This window comes from Pseudomonas sp. GL-R-19, from assembly GCF_019956375.1.
Lineage (GTDB): Bacteria > Pseudomonadota > Gammaproteobacteria > Pseudomonadales > Pseudomonadaceae > Aquipseudomonas.
Genome location: NZ_JAHBDJ010000024.1, coordinates 14,122 through 35,509, shown reverse-complemented (window position 1 = coordinate 35,509; position 21,388 = coordinate 14,122). Strand labels below are relative to the sequence as shown.

Here is a 21,388-nt window from a genome sequence, read left to right as displayed (position 1 = left end):
AAGGAGATCGACACGGTGGACATTCTTTCAAGCCTGGCGATGGGTTTTGCCGCGGCGCTCACGCCGATCAATCTGATGTGGGGGTTCATCGGCTGCCTGCTCGGCACCGCCATCGGCGTATTGCCGGGGATCGGTCCGGCATTGACGGTGGCCCTGCTGTTGCCGATTACCGCCAAGGTCGACCCCACTGGCGCGCTGATCATGTTCGCCGGTATCTATTACGGCGCGCAGTTCGGTGGCTCCACCACTTCGATCCTGCTCAACACTCCCGGCGAGTCGTCGTCCATGGTCACGGCCCTGGAAGGCAACCTGATGGCGCGCAACGGCCGGGCCGGACCTGCGCTGGCAACGGCGGCGATAGGCTCGTTCGTCGCCGGCACCATCGCCACGATTTTGCTGACGCTGTTTGCGCCCATCGTGGCCAGGCTGGCGCTGAATTTCGGCCCGACCGAATACTTCGCGATCCTGGTGTTGTCGTTCACCACCGTGTCGGCGGTGCTCGGCGCTTCGATGCTGCGCGGGTTTGCCTCGCTGGGCGTCGGGTTGACCATCGGGTTGATCGGGCTGGACTCGACCTCGGGCATTGCCCGCTACACCTTGGGCGTTCCCGAACTGGTGGACGGTATCGAGGTGGTGCTGGTGGCGGTTGGTTTGTTCGCGGTGGGCGAGGCCTTGTACAGCTTGCTCTATCAAACGGAATCAAACGAAGGACGGCATCGCCTGACCTCGTTGTGGATGACCCGCGCCGACTGGAAACGCTCGGTGCCTGCATGGTTGCGGGGCACGCTGATCGGTTTTCCGTTCGGTTCGATTCCGGCCGGTGGCGCCGAGATTCCGACCTTTTTGTCCTATTCCACCGAACGCAAACTCAGCAAGTATCCCAAGGAGTTTTCCGCCAACAAGGGCAAGGGCGCCATCGAAGGCGTCGCCGGTCCGGAAGCGGCCAACAATGCCAGCGCGACCGGGTCCCTGGTGCCGTTGTTGACCCTGGGCATCCCGACGTCCGCCACCGCTGCGATCCTCTTGGCGGCGTTCCAGAACTACAACCTGCAACCGGGGCCGATGCTGTTCGAAACCTCCGCCGACCTGGTCTGGACGCTGGTGGCCTCGCTGTACATCGGCAACGTGATTCTGTTGGTGTTGAACCTGCCGCTGGTGGGGCTGTGGGTCAAACTGCTGCAAATCCCCCGGCCGTACCTGAACGCGGGCATCCTCGTATTCGCGACCATCGGCGTGTACGGCATGCGTCACTCATCCTTCGACCTGATCCTGATGTTGGCCATTGGCTGGGGCGGGGTGCTGATGCGCCGTTTCGACTTCCCCGTCGCCCCGGTGATCGTCGGCATGCTGCTGGGGCCGATGGCCGAGAAACAACTGCGTAACGCCTTGTCCATCAGCCAGGGCGACTGGACGGTATTCCTCACACAACCGATCTCGGCGTTCTTCCTTGCCCTGACGCTGCTGGTGCTGGTGGTACCCCATGTGCTGCATAAGCGCGGGATCAAGTTGCATGAGGATGATTGAATCCTGCGAATACCTGGTAGCCGAATGCATACCTGTGCGAGCCTGCTCGCGATGACGGAGTGTCAGTGAAATAAATATCGACTGACCCGACGCCTTCGCGAGCAGGCTCGCTCCCACAGGGTATTGCAGTGGACCAGGTGGACAACCAATACCTGACCGGCTCAGGCCAGCATCGACATCAACCCACCCTGACGATCCAGTTTGGCCAGGTCGTCGAAGCCGCCGATGTGCGTATCACCGATGAAAATCTGCGGCACGCTGCGGCGGTTGCTGCGGCTGAGCATTTCCTCGAATTTGCCTGGCTCGCGCTGGATATTGATCTCCTGCATCGCCACGCCTTTGCTTGCCAGCAAGGCCTTGGCGTTGCGGCAGTAAGGGCAGGTGTCGGTGGTGTACAAGGTCACGGTGTTCATGGTGGGTACTCCGTCGTTCAAGTCATTCAGGCGTCGATGGCCGGGAAGTCGATGTCGGTCAGCGCTGTGTTGTTCAGGTAGTTGGTCAACGTCTGCGAAGCCACGTGGGCGATCACTTCGATGATCTTGCCGTCGTCGATGCCGGCAGCACGGGCCGCGGCGATCTGTTCTACGGTCAGGTGGCCACGGCTTTCGGTGACTTGGCGGGCGAGGGTGGCATAAGCGTTGAGTTCACCCTGACGCGCACTGAGGATGTCCTGGCCCGACAGCCCGGCCTTGCCGGCGAACAGCGTGTGAGCCGCCAGGCAGTAGTCGCAGCCGTTGACCTGCGAGGTGGCGAGGGACACCGCTTCTTTTTCCTTGGCGCTCAGGGACGTCTTGCCCAGTGCGGCCGAGTTTTGCAGGTACGACGCCAGCACCGCCGGGGCGTGGGCCAATACTTTGAAGAGGTTGGGCAGAAAGCCGATTTTCTTCTGCACGCCTTCCAGCAGCGGGCGGGTGGCGTCAGTGGCGTGTTCAAGGCTGATCGGGGCAATGCGGGTCATGGTGATACTCCGTGGTGTGAAGCGCGGTATGCGCTGGGTACGGAGCTGATGTTAGAGACAGTGCTTGGCTTGTTGGGTGCAAATCGTCGAGGATATGCGACAGATCGTCCAAAATCGCCTTCGGGAGCCTTGTCATGGATCGCTTGTCCACGTTGCTCACGCACTTCGGCGTCAATGCCGGCACCTTTCACAGTGGCACATTTTGCGGCACCACCGCCTTCGACGGCCAACAGGCCAGCGGCCATTTGCACCTGCTTCAGGCGGGTGAGTTGCTGCTCAAGATGGACGATCAGCCGGATCTGCAATTGACCGAACCGACCCTGATCTTTTTCCCCCGGCCCTATCGACATCGCCTGTTCGCGTCTGATGCCTTCGGCACGCAACTGGTCTGCGCGACCCTGGATTTCGACGGCGGTGCGGGCAATGCCCTGGCGGCGGCGCTGCCGGATTATCTGGTGCTCAAGCTCGATGAAATCCCGACCCTGGCCGGGACTCTGGAATGGCTGTTCAACGAGGCGTTTGAAGGTACGTGCGGACGCGAAGCGGTGATGGATCGCCTGTTCGAGCTGCTGGTGATTCTGTTGCTACGGCACATCTTGAGCACCACTGGCCAGCAACCGGGCATGATGGCTGGCCTTGCCGATTCACGGCTGGCGCGGCCCCTGAGCCTGATGCATGAAACCCCGGCCAAGGCCTGGAGCGTGGCCGAACTTTCGGTCGCCGCCAACATGTCGCGGGCCAGTTTCGCCGAGCACTTTCGCCGGGTGGTCGGGCAGACGCCGGTGGATTACCTGGTGAGCTGGCGCATCAGCCTGGCGCAGAAACGCCTGCGCGAGGGCCGGCCGATTGCGTTGATTGCCGAGGAAGTCGGTTACGAAAGTCCCTCGGCGCTGGCCCGGGCGTTTCGGCGCAAGACCGGGCTCAGTCCCAGGGAGTGGAAAGGCAACTGACCACCGCAAACCCCTGTAGGAGCGAGCCTGCTCGCGATGACGTCAAGCCAGTCGACATTGATGTTGAATGGATTACCGTCATCGCGAGCAGGCTCGCTCCTACAGGTTATGTTGGTGGCTTTACGAATTCATCAGAACTTGAACGCCTGCCGTCCTACCAGCAGCCACTTACCGTCCTGCTTTTGCCAGATCTGGAAGTTCTCGATTTCGGTGGGTACCACTTCAGTGCCTTTGAGCGCTTGCGCCGAGAAGTGGTGACGGACCAGCGCGACATCGCCGGAGACGGTAATGGTCTGGTTTTGCATCTCCAGGGTCTTGAACGCGCTTTTGCCGGTTTCGATGTCGGCGATGAAGGCCTGCTTGTCCTGGATCTTGCCGCTGGAATGCCCGTAGGTCAGGTTCTCGGCGGTCAAGGCGTTCAGCTCCGGGATGTCTTTGTGCAACATGGCCTGGGTCAGGTGGTCGACCGCCTGGGCCACGTCCTTGTCCGCGGCAACCGGGGTGGCGGCAACGTAGCCGCTGAACAGGCACAGAAAACCGATCAGCACTTTTGCTTTTTTCATGAGTATTTCCTTGTTGTTGTAGGGGGAGTGCGACGACTGGGCGAACATTCGTCAGTCATCGTACAACTTAGCATGCGGTGGAGGAAAAAAGCGAACTTGCCCGACGGCCTTGTCTCGAAGTTAAAAGGGCGATGTCCTGACTTCGAGGTAGTGCAGTCATGCAGCCGAATCAACGTTTGCGGCACGACCTGACATTGCTCGTGGTATTCCTGCTGATTGTCGTGGTGTCGGGTTTTTCTCCCCGCAGCCGGGTGGACTGGGCGCTGGAAAACCTGCTGGTGCTGTTGCTGGTGGGGACGCTGGTGGCGGTTTCTCGCTGGTTCCGCTTGTCGTCGGCATCGATCACGCTGGTGTTTGCGTTTCTCTGCGTCCATGAATTGGGCGCCCACTACACCTATTCCCTGGTGCCTTACGATCATTGGTCTTTGGCGTGGTTCGGCTTCAGTTTCGAGCAGGTGTCAGGTGTTCATCGCAATCACTACGACCGACTGGTGCATCTGAGCTACGGACTGCTGCTGGCTTATCCGGTGCGTGAAGTGTTGTGGCGCCTGACTTCGCTGCGCGGGTTCTGGCTGTTTTTCGTGACCCTGAACGTCATGCTGTCGACGTCCGCGGTGTATGAACTGGTGGAGTGGTTCGGCGGGGCCTTTCTGGGCAATGACACGGCGAATGCTTTCGTCGGCGCGCAAAACGACCCCTGGGATTCGCAAAAGGACATGGCCGTCGCGGTGGTCGGTGCGTTCGCCACTCTGTTGCTGGTGTCCCTGCGCGGCAGGGTGCAAAAACAAGCGATGACGACCGCAAGGTGATCGGGCAGACGGCTTCGGCGGGGTAGCTGTTGAGGCAGAGGTTGCCTGACAGGACGCCATCGCGAGCTTGCTCTGGGCGGCGTTCCGACGATGGCAATATCCCAGACAACGCAGGACCAGCGCCCTAAAGATATTTATCCGTCACAGCCCCCTCCGAAGCACTGGACACCGTCTTCGCATACTTGGCCAGCACCCCTCGCTTGTATTTTGATTCCGGGCGCACCCAAAGGCTCTTGCGCTCGGCCAGGTCCGCGACAGACACATCAACGGTAATCTGCCGGGTCTCAGCATCAATGATGATCCTGTCGCCATTCTCGACCAACGCAATCGGCCCGCCCTCGAAGGCTTCCGGCGTGATGTGACCGACCACGAAACCGTGGGAGCCGCCGGAGAAACGGCCATCGGTGATCAGCGCCACCTCTTTGCCCAGGCCCTTGCCCATGACTGCCGACGTCGGCGAGAGCATCTCGCGCATGCCCGGCCCGCCCTTGGGGCCTTCATAGCGGATCACGATCACCTCGCCGGGCTGCACTTCGCCATTGAGAATGCCGGCCAGCGCACCTTCCTCGCCGTGATAGACCCGGGCCGTGCCTTCGAAGCGCAGGCCTTCCTTGCCGGTGATCTTGGCCACGGCACCGCCGGGCGAGAGGTTGCCGCGCAGAATGACGAGGTGGGAGTCTTTTTTGATCGGCTGGTCGAACGGCCGGATCACGTCCTGGCCGGCCGGGTAGTCGGGCACGCTGGCGAGGTTTTTCGCCAGGGTCTGGCCGGTGACGGTCAGCACATCGCCGTGCAGCATGCCGGCATCGAGCATGCGTTTCATCAGTGGTTGAATGCCGCCGATGGCCACCAGCTCGCTCATCATGTATTGGCCGCTGGGGCGCAGGTCGGCGACCACCGGGGAGATCTTGCCCAACTCGACGAAGTCATCCAGGGTCAGTTCCACATCCACCGCGTTGGCCATGGCCAGCAGATGCAGCACGGCATTAGTCGAGCCGGCGAGGGCGATCACCACGCGAATGGCATTTTCGAAGGCTTTGCGGGTCATGATGTCGCGCGGCTTGAGGTCGAGCTTGAGCAGCTCCATGACCTGCTGGCCAGCGCGGAAGCTGTCCGACGCCTTGTCGCCGCCAATGGCGTCCTGAGAGCTGGAACCGGGCAGGCTCATGCCCAAGGCTTCAATGGCCGAGGCCATGGTGTTGGCGGTGTACATGCCGCCACAGGAACCGGGGCCGGGAATCGCCACTTCCTCGATCTGCTTGACCTGGATCTCGCTGATGTCGCCCCGGGCGTGCTGGCCCACGGCCTCGAACACGGAAATGATGTCGGTGTGCCCGGCACCCGGCTGAATGGTGCCGCCATAGACAAAGATCGACGGGCGATTGAGCCGCGCCATGCCAATCAGGCACCCCGGCATGTTCTTGTCGCAGCCGCCGATGGTCACCAGGCCGTCGAACCCCTCGCAACCGGCCACCACTTCAATGGAGTCGGCGATCACCTCGCGGGACACCAGCGAATACTTCATGCCTTCGGTGCCGTTGGCGATGCCGTCGGAAATGGTGATGGTGTTGAAGATCACGCCCTTGGCACCCGCGGCATTCGCGCCTTTTTCGGCTTCGAGCGCCAGCTTGTCGATGTGCATGTTGCAGGGCGTGACCATGGCCCAGGTCGAGGCGATGCCGACCTGCGGCTTCTGGAAGTCTGCATCGGTAAAGCCCACGGCCCGCAGCATGGCACGTGCCGGTGCGGCTTCCACGCCGTCGATCACTTGAGAGGAGTACTTGCGCAGATCGTCTTTGTCACTCATGACTGCTCCTATCGCTCATGGCTGTTCCACACATGCTCGCTGAGAAAAACAGGATGAGTATAGAAGGCCGGGCGCCCGGGCCCGGACTGACCGGTCGGGAACAGACGCGCGGGTAAGCCTTGTCGTGATATTCTGCGCGCCAACTTGGTTTGACCTATTCAGTTTGCATGTCCGCAAGACGTGCCGACGGAATCACTGTCGCTCAAGTAGCTGAAGCCAATAAAGATAAAAAGTCAGTTCAGAAGGGACATTAAATTGGGGTCGACGCGGTTCGTCGGTCTTGTGTGCCCACCCTGCAATCCTTGAGTGCCGCATCCGTGACTGCCGTGAAACATGGGGCTGTGCGCATGAGGATGGAAGGGCGGATGGCGTTTTATCATAGGTGCTACAGATGTTTAAGAAAGTGAACACGGCCCTGCTGGGGCTGGCTTTGTCGATGGGGATGATGTCCGTCCACGCGCAAGAGACAAAGAAAGTCGATGTGCTGCTGATTGGCGGCGGCATCATGAGCGCGACCCTGGGTGTCTGGCTCAATGAGCTGGAACCTGGCATGTCGATGGAAATGGTCGAGCGCCTCGACGGCGTCGCCGAGGAAAGCTCCAACGGCTGGAACAACGCCGGTACCGGTCACTCCGCCCTGGCCGAGCTGAACTACACCCCGGAAGACGACAAGGGCAACGTCCAGATCGCGAAAGCCGTTGAAATCAACGAAGCCTTCCAGATCTCCCGTCAGTTCTGGGCCTGGCAGGTTCAGCAAGGCGTGCTGAAGAACCCGCGTTCGTTCATCAACTCCACTCCGCACATGAGCTTTGTGTGGGGCGATGACAACATCAAGTTCCTGAAGAAGCGCTACGAAGCCCTGCAAGCGAGCCCGCTGTTCGCCGGCATGCAGTACTCCGAAGACCCGGCTGTGATCAAGCAGTGGGTGCCGCTGATGATGGAAGGGCGTGACCCGAACCAGAAAGTCGCGGCCACCTGGAGCCAGCTCGGCAACGATATGAACTTTGGCGAAATCACCCGCCAGTTCGTCGCGCACCTGCAAACCACGCCGAAGTTCGACCTGAAGCTGTCCAGCGAAGTGCAGGACATCACCAGGAACGAAGACGGCAGCTGGCGCGTCAGCTACAAAAACCTGAAAGACGGCAGCAAGACCGAAACCGACGCCAAGTTCGTGTTCATCGGCGCCGGCGGCGGTGCCCTGCACCTGCTGCAGAAGTCCGGCATTCCTGAAGCCCGTGAATACGCAGGCTTCCCGGTAGGCGGCTCGTTCCTCGTGACCGAGAACCCGACCATCGCCGAGCAACACCTGGCCAAGGCCTACGGCAAGGCTTCGGTGGGCGCACCGCCGATGTCGGTTCCACACCTGGACACCCGCGTGCTGGACGGCAAGCGCGTGATCCTGTTTGGCCCATTCGCGACCTTCAGCACCAAGTTCCTCAAGGAAGGTTCGTACCTGGACCTGCTGACCACCACGACCACGCACAACGTGTGGCCAATGACCAAGGTCGGCATCAAGGAATACCCACTGGTCGAGTACCTGGCAGGCCAACTGATGCTGTCTGACGAAGACCGCATGAACGCCCTGAAAGAATACTTCCCGAACGCCAAGGCCGAAGACTGGCGCCTGTGGCAAGCCGGCCAGCGCGTGCAGATCATCAAGCGTGACGAAGCCGCCGGTGGCGTGCTGAAACTGGGCACCGAAATCGTCGCTTCGCAAGACGGCAGCATCGCCGGCCTGCTGGGCGCTTCGCCAGGCGCATCGACTGCCGCACCGATCATGCTGACCGTGCTGCAGAAAGTGTTCAAGGACAAGGTCGCGACCCCTGAGTGGCAGGCCAAACTGCACCAGATCGTACCGAGCTACGGCACTCAGCTGAACAACAGCCCTGAGAAAGTTGCTGAAGAGTGGGCCTACACCGCCAAGGTGCTGCAGCTGACTCCGCCACCAGCGGTGATCGCACCGGCTGTGAAGCCAGTGACTGTCGATACTGCTGTGAAGGCTCCGAAGGCTAATGCTGCGAGTGATATGGCTCTGTAATTAGAGACCGGATCAAAAAAAGCCCACTGAACCGGCGACGGTCAGTGGGTTTTTTTGTGGGCTGGAAAATGATTCTGGAGGCATGATCGGCATTATGTTTGACGATAAATAGCAACCGTGCGGTGAAGGCGCCTACCTGTACTGAGCAGGATCTGCGATGAGGTGCAGTCGCCCCGAACCTCACCGTGCAACGGTCTGGACAGGACCTGAACATTGCAGGCAGGGTCAGCTATGGATGCGTAGGACGTCCCAAGGTAAGGTACGGTCGTCACGCTTGGGTTGATAAGGATTCGCCAAGCAGTGAGTAAGGATAACTTCACAAGGAATAGTCCGTGTACCCACCCGCGTTCCCCCATGACCCTATCACTCCTATTTTCCACAACGTTTACCTGGTTCATGGCAGCATCAGGATCGGCCCTGGAATGCGTATGAACCGAAACATGGTCATTGTCAAAAGTGGCGATGAATTGACCCTCATCAACCCAGTGCGCCTGAGCGATGCCGCACTTAGTCAGCTGGATGCGCTAGGTAATGTTCGCCATGTCCTGCGTCTAGGAGATTTCCATGGCCTGGACGATCGGTTTTACGTTGACCGATACCAGGCGGAGTTCTGGTGTCAATCTCGACCGGAGACTTACAAGGTGCCTATGGCAAACCATGTGATCAACGCCGCAGCGTCTCCGCCGATGCCTGATGCACAGTTCTTCGTGTATGAAGCGGCCAAATACCCTGAGGCGTGTCTTTTGCTGAAGAATCTGAAACTGCTCATCACCACGGATAGCATTCAATATTGGGCCGACTGGAGTTACACGACTTTCCTTAGCAGATGCGTACTTCGGATGATGGGTTTTAAGCTGACGCTACTTATTGGCGGCCCTTGGCTGAAACGCGTCACGCCGGAGGGGGGCAGCCTTGTCGCCGACTTCGAGAGGCTTCTGAGGCTTGATTTCGAACATGTCGTAGGCGCTCACGGCCAGCTCTTGCATGACGCAGCCAAACCTATGCTTGAAGCGGCAATTGCTAAGGCATTGCCAAATTGAGCAGGCGATAGTTTGCTTGCGATATGCGTGCGACCGAATCGCTCTACGTTAATCAGGCCGGCATCCACCGATGCGGCAACAGCTCTCGATCACTCGCGCGCTGGGTTGGCAGCCGCATCTTGCGTCTGCCGAACCCACCTTCCTAATGCCTGCGCTTAGAGCGATGGAGTCCATCTATTGAGATGCCCTCTTGCGTCGGGCAAACTCCGGTTGCTTCATTGGCCGATAACAGGAGTTTACGGATGCCATTTCCACTGACGGAATATAATGCCTTGTTGGCCCTGAAGGGCGTAGGGCCGGCCGTTATCGCTCGCCTTGAGCAGATGGGCATTGACTCGCTAGCTGTGCTCGGCAAAGCGAATGCTTGTGACATCCTGGCTCAGGCTTCGGCAGCAGTGGGATCGACTTGCTGGAAGAATAGCCCCCAAGCTCGGGCCGCCATTAACGCGGCCATTGAGCTTGCAAAGGACTCTCGGTTGAGCACACCTGGTGCGTAAAGCTGATCGCTTATTTCAATTGGTAAATCTGATTCGTGTCCATCAGCCAATCTCTGCTGAACGACTGGCTAGCCGAATTGGCGTTTCCGTTCGCTCGATCTATCGATACATCGACGACCTTTCCTTCAGTGGAATCCCAATCTATGGTACCGCTGGCGTGGGGTATGCCTTGGATGCCGATTTTGAGATGCCGCCGTTAACGTTGAACAGACTCGAACTGGATGCATTGATGCTCGGGATGGAAATGCTTTCAGCTTGCGCCGATAACGATCTAAGTGCTGCTGCGAGGATGTTGTTGAGCAAAATCTCAGCGTCCATAGTCCATCACAAGGTTGACCCCAGCGCGGCAAAAATCAGGGCACTTGGAACAACACCTTCCTCGACGCGTGGTCATTTGGCAACCCTTCGAAATGCCATCGAAAACACACAGGCGCTGAAGATCACTTATACCAGCCTGGACGGTGCGGTTTCGCAACGCCTCATTTCGCCTCTTGGCCTTTTCTACTGGGGAGGAAAGTGGACGGTTGGAAGCTGGTGTAGTACCAGGGCGGCTTACCGCGATTTTCGGGTCGATCGCATAGCCTCCATCGTTATTGCCCAACAACCATCACCCGACAATCCTGCCCTTGATCTGCAAGCGTATATGAAACACCAGGCAAGCCAGTGGAAAGCGATCACCACTACTGACACTACGCTGTCAGTATGAGCCACTGATAATTGGGACTCCTTAACACACAGAAGGTCATCCCGATGCAGCACTCATCTCATGTACTCGAATTAGCCATTTTCAAGGTCAAACCGGAATGCGTTACGCAAGTACCTGTGCTCCGCGCAGGGCTTCGTGAAACGTTAAAGGCCTTTCCTGGTTTGATCGAGTACCGTGCCTACTGCCCTATGAGCGACGACCGGGTCTTCGCGGACTTGGCTATGTGGGACAGTCTTGAGAACGCACAAAAAGTGGCAAAGGCGTTCAACGACGGAGATCCGAGATTCTCCGAGTATATGTACGCTATTGAAAGCCTGACGTTCATGAGTCATCTCGTTCCAGAGATGAGTTGACCCCGACGGACTGCCAGAGCAGGCAAGAGACATCGATGCCTTTGCTTTCAGGCATCGGTGTTGACACTTTCAGTGTCAGTGTTCTCAGATCACCTATTGCTAGGTAAATATGCAGCGTCCCGCCCGGCTTTTGATGACTTCTTGTTGGTTTGAAAGCGGTAATTAGCCTCAAGTTTTTCCATATTCCATGGGGCTTGCACTTCACAACCCACCTCGCTAACCTTGGCCCGTCGCTGCCAATTCAGCGAACGGGTGTGGTAGCCCGGTTTCTTCATAGACCCAGAACGCCTCAGGGCGTTTTTTTGTGCTGGCTGCTTTGTGGCGGCTGTGCATGGGAGGCTTCGGCCTGCCGGGTTCCTATGACCGGTCTACCACCCTGTGTACAGCCGTCTCCCTATTTTGCGTGGTAGCGGATGGGGAGGGGCTCACTTTCATAGGAGCTTCACAATGATAAAACCAACTCCGAATCCCCCTGATTCAGACGCGCAGATAGACATCGATTCCGAGTCCTCATCTCGTAAGCCAAAATTGGCCGAGCGCCGTCCCAACCCCATCTTTACCATCGCCCCCAAACGTCAACAATGAAACCCTCCTGGTTCATGCCTGTGAAACCCTTGCCTCGGCCAGTGTCATGGCCAGTGAACTGGCTTTTATCCTCTCTGGCCCAAAATGCAATTTGGCACTGGGGGTTCAACAGATGATTGCCTTGGCGGAACTATCGGTGAACCGCGTGCTGGATCAGGTAGATCCGCAGTAGCAGGCGAGGGCGGTTTTAGCCTGATGTGAAAAAGCCCACTGAACCGGCAACGGTCAGTGGGTTTTTTTTGGGTTCTTCACGCAATCCCGGGAAACTGTAGGAGCCAGCTTGCTGGCGATGGACTCAAGAGCGCCGCGTTTAGCCAGTAAATACGCGTTATCGTTAACGACCATCGCGAGCAATCGAGCGTCGACCGGCTGCTCCTACAGAGGACCACATTCGCTTAACTGAACAGCATTGCTCTCTATGCCGCATGCTTCGGCAGCCCCTGTCATCAATTGCCAAGTCACTGACGCTTAATGTGAAGCAGCCCGCTTGCACGTGACGATACTGGTTTGTTTTCCGAAGTCGAACCGTATAGCGAAACCGCATTGGCACATGAAGTCCTGCCCCACTATTCTGATGAAGGACTGTCAGTTGCATCTCAATAAAACAATCAGAGAGAGCGCAGAATGAAGTTCAGTTTTGTAGACAGCAGCCAGCCGAGCCGCCGGCGGGTTTTACGCGATGCTTTCACTCTGGCTGTGGCGGCCTCGCCGTTGGCAAGCCTCGCCAGGGCAGCCGACGAAAACGCCGAAGAAGTGACCTTTGCCGCTGGCCCACGACCGCTGGTGCAATACCCGCAAAAACGCCCGTTGACCCTGGTGACCACGCGTCCGCCGCATCTGGAGACGCCATTCCCCGTCTTCAACGAAGGGCCGATCACGCCCAATGATGCCTTTTTCGTGCGTTACCACCTGGCCGATTTCCCGACCAGCATCGATCCCGACAGCTACCGCCTGACGATCAAGGGCATGGTCGACACGCCGCTGTCACTGTCCCTCGCCGAGCTCAAGGCCCTCGCCAAACCGGTGGAAGTGGTGGCCGTCAATCAGTGCTCGGGTAACAGCCGTGGCTTCTCGATGCCGCGGGTGTTCGGCGCTCAGTTGGGCAATGGCTCCATGGGCAATGCGCGCTGGTTGGGGGTGCCGCTCAAGGCGGTACTGGAGAAGGCCGGTGTGAAAGCCAGTGCCGCGCAAGTGACCTTCCGTGGGCTCGATAAACCGGTGTTGCCGAGCACGCCGGAGTTCATCAAGGCGCTGGACATCAGCCATGCCATGGACGGCGAGCCGATGATTGCCTGGTCGATGAATGGCGCCGACCTGCCATTTCTCAACGGTTACCCGATTCGTCTGGTGGTGCCGGGCTATTTCGGCACGTATTGGGTCAAGCACCTGAGTCAGATCGAGGTCATCGACCATACCTATGACGGTTTCTTCATGGCCAAGGCGTACCGGGTTCCGGATAACGATTGCTTCTGCATTGCCCCCGGCACCACGGCGGCGAAAACCCGGCCGATTTCCAAGCTGCCGGTGCGCAGTTTCATCACCAGCGTTAAACACGGCGATGTATTGCCGCTGAACAAAAGCGTGGCGCTCAAGGGCATCGCGTTCGACGGTGGCGTTGGGGTCAACAAGGTGGAAGTGTCGATCGACGGCGGAAAAACCTGGCGCGAAGCTGCGCTTGGGCAGGACCTTGGCCGTTTCTCCTTCCGTGAGTGGACACTGCCGATCAGCTTTACCAGCAAGGGCGCCACGCAGTTGATGGTGCGAGCCAGCAACAGTGCGGGCGAGACGCAGCCGCTGCAAGCCGACTGGAACCCAGGTGGTTACCGCCGCCACGTCGTCGAAACCACCCACGTGACCGTCGCCTGAGGAGGACTGCATGAAACTTGTGAAACTCATGAGCGCCGTGCTGTGCGCGGCTCAGGTTGGTCTGGCCACCCTGGCTGGTGCCGCGCCACTGTCAATCACCTTGCCGCCCGAAACGGTGGCGCTCAAGCCCAGTACGTTGCCGGGCTACCCGTTGGCGCAGCAGAAGTGTTCGATCTGCCATTCGGCCGATTACATCAACTTCCAGCCGCCTGGCATGAGTCTGGCGCAATGGACTGCTGAAGCAGGCAAGATGCAGCAGGTGTACGGTGCGCCGATCAGCGACCAGGAGGTGAAGGTGATCGGCGCCTATCTGGCAGTGACCTACGGCAGTGCCAAGGCGAGCGATGCCGATGTTCAGGCAGCCTCGAACCCGCCGACGGATCAGCCACCGACGGTGTCGGTAGCGAAAGTCGCCTCGGCCTTGCTCCAGGACAACGCCTGCCTGTCCTGTCACGCGGTCGGCCACAAGGTCGTCGGCCCGGCCTATCACGATGTGGCGGTCAAGTATGCCAATGACCCGCAGGCACTGGCCCGGGTAATGTCGAGCATTCAGCACGGCGGTAGCGGTAAGTGGGGGGATGTGCCCATGCCACCGTTCGCGCAGTTGAGTTCGGACGACCTGAAGAGCCTGGCGACGTTCATCATGAAGCAGTGAATCAGCGTTAGCCTGATGCAAAAAAGCCCACTGAACCGGCAACGGTCAGTGGGCTTTTTTGGGAGCGCAGGTTTGTCTAAGAGTTGGTTGCACTGAAGCGCTTGAGAATGTCCTGGTACATCTTGGTCCTCCGGTGACCCAGGCCATATCCACCTGCGGCAGCAACGGTGCCGGCCTGGACGTGGTCCAGGTACTTGAAGATTTTGCCGGGCGACAGAAACACGACCTTGTAGCCAAGCCCGATTACCCGGTCTTGCAACTCATAACCGGGCACACGGTCGTCGATCTGAAAATGCAGGCCCTGTTGCTTCATTAGCCTGCAATTCCATAGCGTGCAAAAGCTTTTCAAGTAAGTTTCCCTGTAGGGTTTCGGCTCTTTTGAGCGCAGGCCCAAAGACAGCTTCAAACGTCGGTAATGATGCTTGAGCAGGCGTGAAGTGAAGCGCCACAGGGTCCTTGGCAGTCCGCGGTTGAGTTGTTCCGTGCAACCGACCGCGATGACGTTTCGATCCTTTGTGCAGTGGTCCATCATCATCGCGAAGACGTTTGCATCGAAGACGAACGTGTCGGTGTGCATCAGCAACAGATAGTCGGTATCGACCCTGGCCAGCGCCATGTCCAGCGCCTTGCCATGGGCGATGTGGCCCGGCTCTTTGGTGGGAGCATCCCGTTCGATCAGATTGATCCAGTCGAGTGAGCGCAAATACTCGACGCTGGCGTCCGCCGAACCGTTATCCACCACCCAGACCGGGATTGCGGCTTTGCGTACAGGCTCGCGCAACAGGTCCAGGCAGATCCTGGTCAAATCAAGGGTTTTGTAATTAACCAGAACGATGCTGAACGGTGGCTTGGCGTTTGTATCGACACTACCCATCTTCGAAATGCTCGACGACTTAAAAGTGTCGAAGACTAACAGAGGCAACCTTAGCCCAGGCTTAATTTCACCAGGGCTATTGCTCGAATGTGCCTGTGCGCACCTCGCCACTGCGGATGTAACGGGCGATCAGCACACCCCCGGGCGAGCTGATCGAGTTCAGCAAGGTGAAAGCCGACGCTTGTGCGTTGTCGTCGAACAAACGCTTGCCGCGCCCCAGCAGGATGGGATGAATCATCAGCCGCAACTCGTCCACCAGGCCGGCGGCCAGCAGTTGGCGCACCAGTTCGCCGCTGCCTTGGGTCAGTAGCTGAGGACCGTCCTGGCGCTTGAGCGCGCTGATCGCGTCGACCAGGTTGCCCGGCAGCGCATGACTGTTCTGCCAGGCCAGCGAATCGGCGTGATGGGTGGCCACGTGCTTGGGTACGCCGTTGAATAGATCAGCAATGGTGTGGTGGGCGGAGTCGGCCTGAATGTGTGGCCAATAGGCGGCGAAGATATCGTAGGTACGACGTCCCAGCAGCAACTCGAACGGCTGGGAGAACAGGTCCTGTACGACCTGACCGGTGGTTTTGTCGGCGTAGGGGACGATCCAGCCACCGAAGCGGAATCCGCCACTGGTGTCCTCCTCAGGCCCGCCGGGTGCTTGCATGACGCCGTCCAGACTCACGAACGCGGCAACGGTGAGTGTGCGCATGTTCTTCTCCTGATTCATCCGGGTGAAAGAGTTCAGGCAGGGAAGTCTGCGATCCCTTGAGACCATTGCCTGAAAGATAGTCGAACCGGACGCTGTGAAATCGACAACAAGCTGCGCAGTTTTTATTTCTCGTGGGCATGCATTGCGATAAGCCCCTGTTTTCCAGGGGCCGCTGGTGGACGCACGCCGTAATGCGGTAGCCGGTCAACTGCTGCCGCATAAGTGGGCGCGAATCCAACCACGCAAGGTGTGTCGGGTACCCGCCGAAGAGGCGCGGGCTACCCGCTGCACAGGCTCTCGGTGCCAGGTGTCCGTGTGTACCAGGGGCGCTGTAGGCGCAGCACCAACTGGTCGATCTGCGGCACCAGCAGATTGGCGGCCAGCACGGCGAAGCACAGACCATCGGCATAAAGCCCGAATTCGCGAATCAATTCAGTCACCGCTCCAATGGCCACGCCGAAGAGGATGCGACCGGCGCGTGTATCGGGACTGGTGACCGGATCGGTGGCGATGAAGAAGGCCGTGAAGAGATAGCCACCGAGACTGAGGTTGTACAGGCTTTCCTGTAGGTTATGACCGGCTGCCAGGCACAGCAATACTGTGCTCGCGAGCATCGCCAGCGAAATCTCGATTCGAATCACCCGCAGGACTGCCAGCATCAAACCGCCGGCAATGTAGCCGTACCCCGACAGATTGGGGGTGATCAGTGTGAACTGGTTCTTGGCCAACTGAGTGGCGCCGGCGAACGCATCGAGGTTAAGGCGTGGCGCCAGCTGCAACTGTTGTAGAAGAACCGCCTTGGCGTCCAGGGCGAGAGTCCAGGGGGCATAGTTCGAAGGCGCAGGGTACAGTTGCTGGTAGAAGCAGATAGCGATGATCCCCAGGCCAACCATGGCGGGGTTGAGGCGGTTGCGACCCAGGCCCCCACTGCCGTGTTTACACAGTGCGAGCGCGGCAAAGCTGGCCACGGCGATCATCCACAGCGGCACCAGCAGCGGCAATGCCCGAGCCAGTATCAGGCCTAGCACCAGCCAGCTCAGGTCGCTCAAACCCTCGCGGACATTACGTCCGCGCAGGCGCAGCAGGCCGGCTTCGAAGCCCAGGGCGAGCAGCACGCACCAGAAGGTCTGCAACCAGACCACGATGCCAAATTGCCAGGCGTACAGGGCGGTGCCCGGCAGCAGACACAGGCTGACCAGCAGCATTATTGTGCGCAGTTGTCGGTGCGCGGTAGAACGGAATATCAGGCTCATGCACGTAGCTCCGTCTTGCTCTGGCGGAAACGTTCGCGCAGCGGCAGATTGCTCGGGCAGGTGCTGCTGCAGCTGCCGCATTCGATACAGGCATCCAATCGCAGTTCCTGCAGGCTGGCCTTGTCAAGGCGCTCGGCCGCAGCGTAGAGATCCAGCGGCCTGAGCGACATCGGGCAGACATCCACGCAGCGCGTACAGCGAATGCAACTGCTTGCGGGCTGAGGTGCCGGCAAGTAGCGCTCGGCGCCGAATATCAGGCAACTACTGGTCTTGCTGATGACGGCAGTGGGGTCCGGTAACGGCTGTCCCATCATCGGCCCGCCGACCTGGGTCAACTGGCCTTCGGGGGCTGCGCCAGCAAGTGCGCGCAGTGCGCTGACCGGGTAACCCACCGGCACCAGGACATTCCCGGGGCGCTTGCAGTCCCCGGTCAGCGTCAGCACGCGTCTTACCAGTGGCTCGCCGTGGAAGACGGCCCGGCCCAGTGCGTAGAGCGTCGCGACATTCAGCGCCAGTACGCCGATATCGGCGGGCAGGGTCCCTGGCGCCAGGTTGCGGCCACTAAGGGCCTTGATCATCAACGGCTGCCCTCCTGCCGGGTAACGCGCCGGTAGCGGCCATATCTCGACCCGGGTGCGCGCCTGACGAGCGGCGGCGCGTAACGCGGTAATCGCCTCAGGTTTGTTGGTTTCGATACCGAAGCGGGTCAGTGTTATTCCCATCAGGGTGGCGACATAGTCGGCGTACTCGATCAGCGCCTCGGCGCGTTCGCGCATGAGACGGTCATCGCAGGTAAGGAAGGGCTCGCATTCGGCACCGTTGATCAGCAGAAGATCGGGCTGCCGGGCGCCGGCCAGCTTGAGGGCCGTCGGGAAACCCGCCCCGCCAAGACCGACTATGCCCATCTGCAATGCTCGTTCGACCAGCGCCTCGGGCGTTTGCGGCAGCCCCGGCACCGGGCGTTCGATCCACTCATCCAGACCATCTGCGTTCAGAATGACGGACATGACCGGCTCGGCCGAGTCGGCCGCGAAGGCGAGATCAATCCGTTCCACGATGCCGGAGGTGCTGGCATGCACCCAAGGGGTGTTGTCATCGCCAATACCGATCACCTCGCCCTTGCGCACATGCTGTCCCGGCTGCACGCAAGGCTGGACGGACCGGCGACCGCGCTCGAGCGGAATCGCCAGCTGTATGTTTGCAATCGGGACCGAGGCAACCGGCATGGCGTTGGATAATTCTTTGTAGCCCCTGAGCTCGATCCCTCCGTGCCAACTAAGCTGTGAGGGTGAGGCGATGGCCAGCAGGTTGCGCCAGAAGGGTTTCTGTTGCGGCTGGCGCTGGGCGCGGACGCGGCTCTGCATGCGCTCGACGCTCTGCAACGAATGGTTAGACATTTTCTGTCCTCCAATTTTTGGGCAAAAAACACCCCTGTGCGCTAATGCACATAATGGTTTTTTTGCTTCCAGGACGTTGAGCGAAAAGGGAGGGGGACAATTGATCACCCCGCAACTCAGAGTGCCGAGTAGAGGTTTTGTTCATTTTTTGATCAGGCTTGCTGATGAGCGGTAGGTTATCCCACGCGGGATCACAGAGGTGTTGATTGATGCGCGTAAGCCTGCTGGTGATGCTGTTGACGTTGCTGTATGGCTGTGGCGAACGGATCGAGCGCATTTCCGGACCCACCATGGGGAGCACTTATTCGATCCAGTACGTACCCGCCGCGCAGACGCCCGACTCGCAGCGAGTAAAGGCCGAAGTCGAGACGATACTGGCGGCGCTCGACCAGCAGTTTTCCAACTGGCGCAGCGACTCCGTGGTTTCCCGCTTCAACGATCTACCGGCCGGCGCCTGTCAGGCGTTGCCGGAAGATATGCATCGCTTGCTGGCGTACGGTGAGTTTCTGTTCCGCGAGAGTGGCGGGGCTTTCGACCTGACGGTGCAGCCATTGATGAACCTCTGGGGATTCGGTCCGCAGTCACGGGGGGAGCGCTTGCCGGATGCTGGCGCGCTGGCACGGGAGCGGGCACGGGTAGGGCATCAGCACTTGCACCTGGATGGCGAAAAGCTGTGCAAGGATGTGGCGGCGCAACTGGATTTTGACAGCATTGTCGCCGGCTATGCGGTGGATCAGGTCGGCGATAGGCTTTCGGCCCTGGGCATCCAGGCCTATCTGGTCGAGATCACCGGCGAACTCAGGGCGGTCGGCCGCAAGCCGGATGGCTCGCCCTGGCGCATCGCCCTGGAGGTGCCGAGCGGCGCAAGCGAGCGGCAAGTGGAGCGCACCATTGCACTGGATGGCTACAGCGTTTCCACCTCCGGCGATTATCGCAACTATTTCGAGGAAGGTGGCCAGCGCTATTCGCACACCTTCGATCCACGTGTCGGCACGCCGGTGAAGCACGCGCTGGCGGCAGTGACGGTGGTCGACCCTTTAGGGCTGCATGCCGATGGCTTGTCTACGCTGTTGATGGTGCTCGGCCCGGAGGAAGGTTATGCCTTCGCCGAGCGGCATGACCTCGCTGCCTATTTCATCATGCGCCAGGGGCAGGGTTTCGTTGCCCGGGCGACGCCGCGATTCGAGTCGTTGTTTCCCGAGCAGGGCAAGACGAAGCAGTAGTTGAAGGAAGCCTTGCCTACCGGTCGACCAAGCGCTAATGACAGCTGAGTTGTGTTGCACACGAGTCAGCGTCCAATAAATGGAAGATTCTCTTCTCGAATGACGCGAGCGGCATCATCGTATAGAAACGGGAGAAACATATAGCGGCGACCTTGGGTTACAGGCGTGGCTTCGTGCAAAAGTGAACACGAAAACACCACGGCCCCTCCTGTTGGCGCGCTGTAAAGCACTTTTCCAAACTCTGGAAAATGCAGAAAACCGCCTTCGTACTCTCCCGAATTAAGAAACAGGGAAACTGCAAAACGGCGATGCGCTGTACCCTTGGTGGTGTTGTCCCTATGGGGCCGGAAATGCCCGCCTTCGTCGCTGTTGTAGCAGGCCACCAGATAGCGCTCCATTCGAGTGGCATTGAACTGGAACGCTTTGTGTAGCTCTGGAAGCAAACGGTTGGCTATACGCAGCGAGCATGCCTTGGATAGAGCCTTGTCTTCGATAACGCAGTCACGACGTTGCTTGTGGCCATGGTCGGTGACTTGGACGGTTTTACCCGACTGCTCCGTCATGAATCCGGATTCCTCCCCGCCACGTTCGTCGTAATAACGGATGAGTGCTTTACACAGCCTGGGCTCAAATATACGGGGAAGCACGAGGACGGGGGCGTGTGAGGTGGCGGCATGTGGCGCAGCCAGTGCGGGTAATCTATCCAGAAAGCGCATTAACGAGGGTATATGGTTATCGACCGGTGCCTCTATCGGGACGATGGCCAGGACACGCAGCGCAGGATCGAGCACATAGGTCATTTGCCTGAGGCTGCCGTCTGGCTGCAATGTACCGTAGAGCTGACTGACTGACCGATCGAAGTCCCAGATGAAGCGCATGCCAGGTATCGCACTTTCTACCCGCTTGAGCTTTTCGTCCTCGGGATCTACGGAAACACCAAAGAAGCTGACGTGATCGTCATTGAACCGCTGGCGATGGGCCCGAGCACCTTCCAGAACTTTGATTGATGCAGGATCAGCCGCGGAACCAAAAAAACAAAGCACGACATACCGACCGGCAATAGTGTCGAAACAAAAGCGCTCTCTTTGTTGAGTGCGGCAATGGAACCAAGGGGCAGGTCCACCGATTGAAAAGGCTGTGGCGCGCATCACAACTCCTTGCCGGCAGGCAGTGGATCGCTATTGTGGTCCTCTGTAGGAGCGAGCTTGCTCCGGGCGGCGTTCCGACGATGGTCGTTAACGATAACGCTTGTTTACTGGCTAAACGCGGCGCTCTTGAGTCCATCGCGAGCAAGCTCGCTCCTACAGGTTCCTCAACTGAACAGCATTACACGTACAAATGGGCTTACGGCACCGCTCACTGCGATGCCGATGCAGGAAAAACGCCAGGCACTCGAAGCTTGCAGGTAAAACTAGTTCAGTCTTGTCGAACCTGCCCGGATCGCGATTGCTCGGCTGCCTGACCAAACGCTGGCAGATTTGATGTAGCAACGCAGACTTTAAAACGGTGCATGCGTTTTCACGCAGCCTGGATCTGAACAGGGAACTGGCCAGGCACTTTAAGCTGATATCATTCAGGCACTTGCAAAAGGAG

Annotated in this window: 20 protein-coding genes and 1 pseudogene; 12 read left to right on the top strand and 9 right to left on the bottom strand. The window is 59.1% G+C overall.

Annotation, left to right across the window (positions count from 1 at the left end; translation table 11 throughout):
• The first annotated feature begins 15 nt into the window (after positions 1–15).
• Positions 16–1,524, top strand: a complete 1,509-nt coding sequence (locus KGA83_RS14505) for a tripartite tricarboxylate transporter permease (protein ID WP_223529992.1) — start codon at positions 16–18, stop codon at positions 1,522–1,524.
• Between the two features lie 161 nt (positions 1,525–1,685).
• Here KGA83_RS14505 and grxC read toward each other — a convergent pair whose 3' ends face one another.
• Positions 1,686–1,937 (bottom strand): glutaredoxin 3, encoded by a 252-nt coding sequence (gene grxC, locus KGA83_RS14500; RefSeq protein ID WP_108218082.1) that lies wholly within the window; start codon positions 1,935–1,937, stop codon positions 1,686–1,688.
• A gap of 26 nt (positions 1,938–1,963) precedes the next feature.
• Positions 1,964–2,482 carry a carboxymuconolactone decarboxylase family protein gene (locus KGA83_RS14495; protein ID WP_223529990.1) on the bottom strand — a complete coding sequence of 173 codons (519 nt, stop codon included), beginning with the start codon at positions 2,480–2,482 and terminating at the stop codon, positions 1,964–1,966.
• A 134-nt stretch (positions 2,483–2,616) separates the two neighbouring features.
• Here KGA83_RS14495 and KGA83_RS14490 point away from each other — a divergent pair, with 134 nt between their 5' ends.
• The gene (locus tag KGA83_RS14490) at positions 2,617–3,432 is read left to right on the top strand and encodes an AraC family transcriptional regulator (protein ID WP_108218084.1); all 816 of its coding nucleotides are present in this window, start codon (positions 2,617–2,619) and stop codon (positions 3,430–3,432) included.
• Positions 3,433–3,563: 131 nt separating this feature from the next.
• Here the strand turns inward: KGA83_RS14490 and KGA83_RS14485 are convergent, their stop codons facing one another.
• Positions 3,564–3,995, bottom strand: coding sequence for a nuclear transport factor 2 family protein (locus tag KGA83_RS14485; protein WP_108218085.1), 432 nt, complete (start codon positions 3,993–3,995; stop codon positions 3,564–3,566).
• A gap of 158 nt (positions 3,996–4,153) precedes the next feature.
• On the opposite strand from KGA83_RS14485, the gene KGA83_RS14480 reads away from it, so the two are divergent.
• Positions 4,154–4,804 (top strand): DUF2238 domain-containing protein, encoded by a 651-nt coding sequence (locus tag KGA83_RS14480; RefSeq protein WP_108218086.1) that lies wholly within the window; start codon positions 4,154–4,156, stop codon positions 4,802–4,804.
• Between the two features lie 124 nt (positions 4,805–4,928).
• Here KGA83_RS14480 and ilvD read toward each other — a convergent pair whose 3' ends face one another.
• The gene (gene ilvD / locus KGA83_RS14475) at positions 4,929–6,611 is read right to left on the bottom strand and encodes a dihydroxy-acid dehydratase (protein WP_223529988.1); all 1,683 of its coding nucleotides are present in this window, start codon (positions 6,609–6,611) and stop codon (positions 4,929–4,931) included.
• A gap of 391 nt (positions 6,612–7,002) precedes the next feature.
• Between ilvD and mqo the strand changes: the two genes are divergently transcribed.
• The 8 genes and pseudogenes from mqo to KGA83_RS14435 all read left to right on the top strand — a co-directional run bounded on the left by mqo (position 7,003) and on the right by KGA83_RS14435 (position 14,351).
• Positions 7,003–8,649 (top strand): malate dehydrogenase (quinone), encoded by a 1,647-nt coding sequence (gene mqo, locus KGA83_RS14470; protein WP_223529986.1) that lies wholly within the window; start codon positions 7,003–7,005, stop codon positions 8,647–8,649.
• Positions 8,650–9,077: 428 nt separating this feature from the next.
• The gene (locus KGA83_RS14465) at positions 9,078–9,689 is read left to right on the top strand and encodes a hypothetical protein (RefSeq protein WP_263292622.1); all 612 of its coding nucleotides are present in this window, start codon (positions 9,078–9,080) and stop codon (positions 9,687–9,689) included.
• A gap of 242 nt (positions 9,690–9,931) precedes the next feature.
• Complete coding sequence (locus KGA83_RS14460) at positions 9,932–10,186, top strand: Pathogenicity locus (protein WP_108218089.1); 255 nt, start codon at positions 9,932–9,934, stop codon at positions 10,184–10,186.
• Positions 10,179–10,892: a helix-turn-helix transcriptional regulator gene (locus tag KGA83_RS14455; RefSeq protein ID WP_223529983.1), complete on the top strand. Its 714-nt coding sequence runs from the start codon at positions 10,179–10,181 to the stop codon at positions 10,890–10,892. The genes KGA83_RS14460 and KGA83_RS14455 overlap by 8 nt, the downstream gene beginning before the upstream one ends.
• 44 nt (positions 10,893–10,936) lie before the next feature.
• Positions 10,937–11,245 carry an antibiotic biosynthesis monooxygenase gene (locus tag KGA83_RS14450; protein WP_223529981.1) on the top strand — a complete coding sequence of 103 codons (309 nt, stop codon included), beginning with the start codon at positions 10,937–10,939 and terminating at the stop codon, positions 11,243–11,245.
• Between the two features lie 447 nt (positions 11,246–11,692).
• Positions 11,693–12,002, top strand: a pseudogene (locus KGA83_RS14445) (DUF6124 family protein).
• Positions 12,003–12,454: 452 nt separating this feature from the next.
• Positions 12,455–13,696 carry a molybdopterin-dependent oxidoreductase gene (locus KGA83_RS14440; RefSeq protein ID WP_223529979.1) on the top strand — a complete coding sequence of 414 codons (1,242 nt, stop codon included), beginning with the start codon at positions 12,455–12,457 and terminating at the stop codon, positions 13,694–13,696.
• A 10-nt stretch (positions 13,697–13,706) separates the two neighbouring features.
• The gene (locus KGA83_RS14435) at positions 13,707–14,351 is read left to right on the top strand and encodes a c-type cytochrome (RefSeq protein WP_223529977.1); all 645 of its coding nucleotides are present in this window, start codon (positions 13,707–13,709) and stop codon (positions 14,349–14,351) included.
• A 76-nt stretch (positions 14,352–14,427) separates the two neighbouring features.
• Here the strand turns inward: KGA83_RS14435 and KGA83_RS14430 are convergent, their stop codons facing one another.
• The 4 genes from KGA83_RS14430 to rsxC all read right to left on the bottom strand — a co-directional run bounded on the left by KGA83_RS14430 (position 14,428) and on the right by rsxC (position 18,572).
• A complete protein-coding gene (locus KGA83_RS14430; RefSeq protein WP_223529976.1) occupies positions 14,428–15,225 on the bottom strand; it encodes a glycosyltransferase family 2 protein in 798 nt (265 codons plus the stop codon).
• A gap of 76 nt (positions 15,226–15,301) precedes the next feature.
• Complete coding sequence (locus KGA83_RS14425; protein WP_223529974.1) at positions 15,302–15,922, bottom strand: dihydrofolate reductase family protein; 621 nt, start codon at positions 15,920–15,922, stop codon at positions 15,302–15,304.
• A gap of 278 nt (positions 15,923–16,200) precedes the next feature.
• A complete protein-coding gene (locus KGA83_RS14420) occupies positions 16,201–17,175 on the bottom strand; it encodes an RnfABCDGE type electron transport complex subunit D (RefSeq protein ID WP_108218098.1) in 975 nt (324 codons plus the stop codon).
• Positions 17,172–18,572 (bottom strand): electron transport complex subunit RsxC, encoded by a 1,401-nt coding sequence (gene rsxC, locus KGA83_RS14415; RefSeq protein ID WP_108218099.1) that lies wholly within the window; start codon positions 18,570–18,572, stop codon positions 17,172–17,174. Before rsxC ends, KGA83_RS14420 begins: the two co-directional genes overlap by 4 nt.
• Before the next feature lie 209 nt (positions 18,573–18,781).
• Between rsxC and KGA83_RS14410 the strand changes: the two genes are divergently transcribed.
• Complete coding sequence (locus KGA83_RS14410) at positions 18,782–19,795, top strand: FAD:protein FMN transferase (RefSeq protein ID WP_108218100.1); 1,014 nt, start codon at positions 18,782–18,784, stop codon at positions 19,793–19,795.
• A gap of 65 nt (positions 19,796–19,860) precedes the next feature.
• Here KGA83_RS14410 and KGA83_RS14405 read toward each other — a convergent pair whose 3' ends face one another.
• Positions 19,861–20,943 (bottom strand): 2OG-Fe(II) oxygenase, encoded by a 1,083-nt coding sequence (locus KGA83_RS14405; protein WP_223529972.1) that lies wholly within the window; start codon positions 20,941–20,943, stop codon positions 19,861–19,863.
• Between the last annotated feature and the right edge of the window lie 445 nt (positions 20,944–21,388).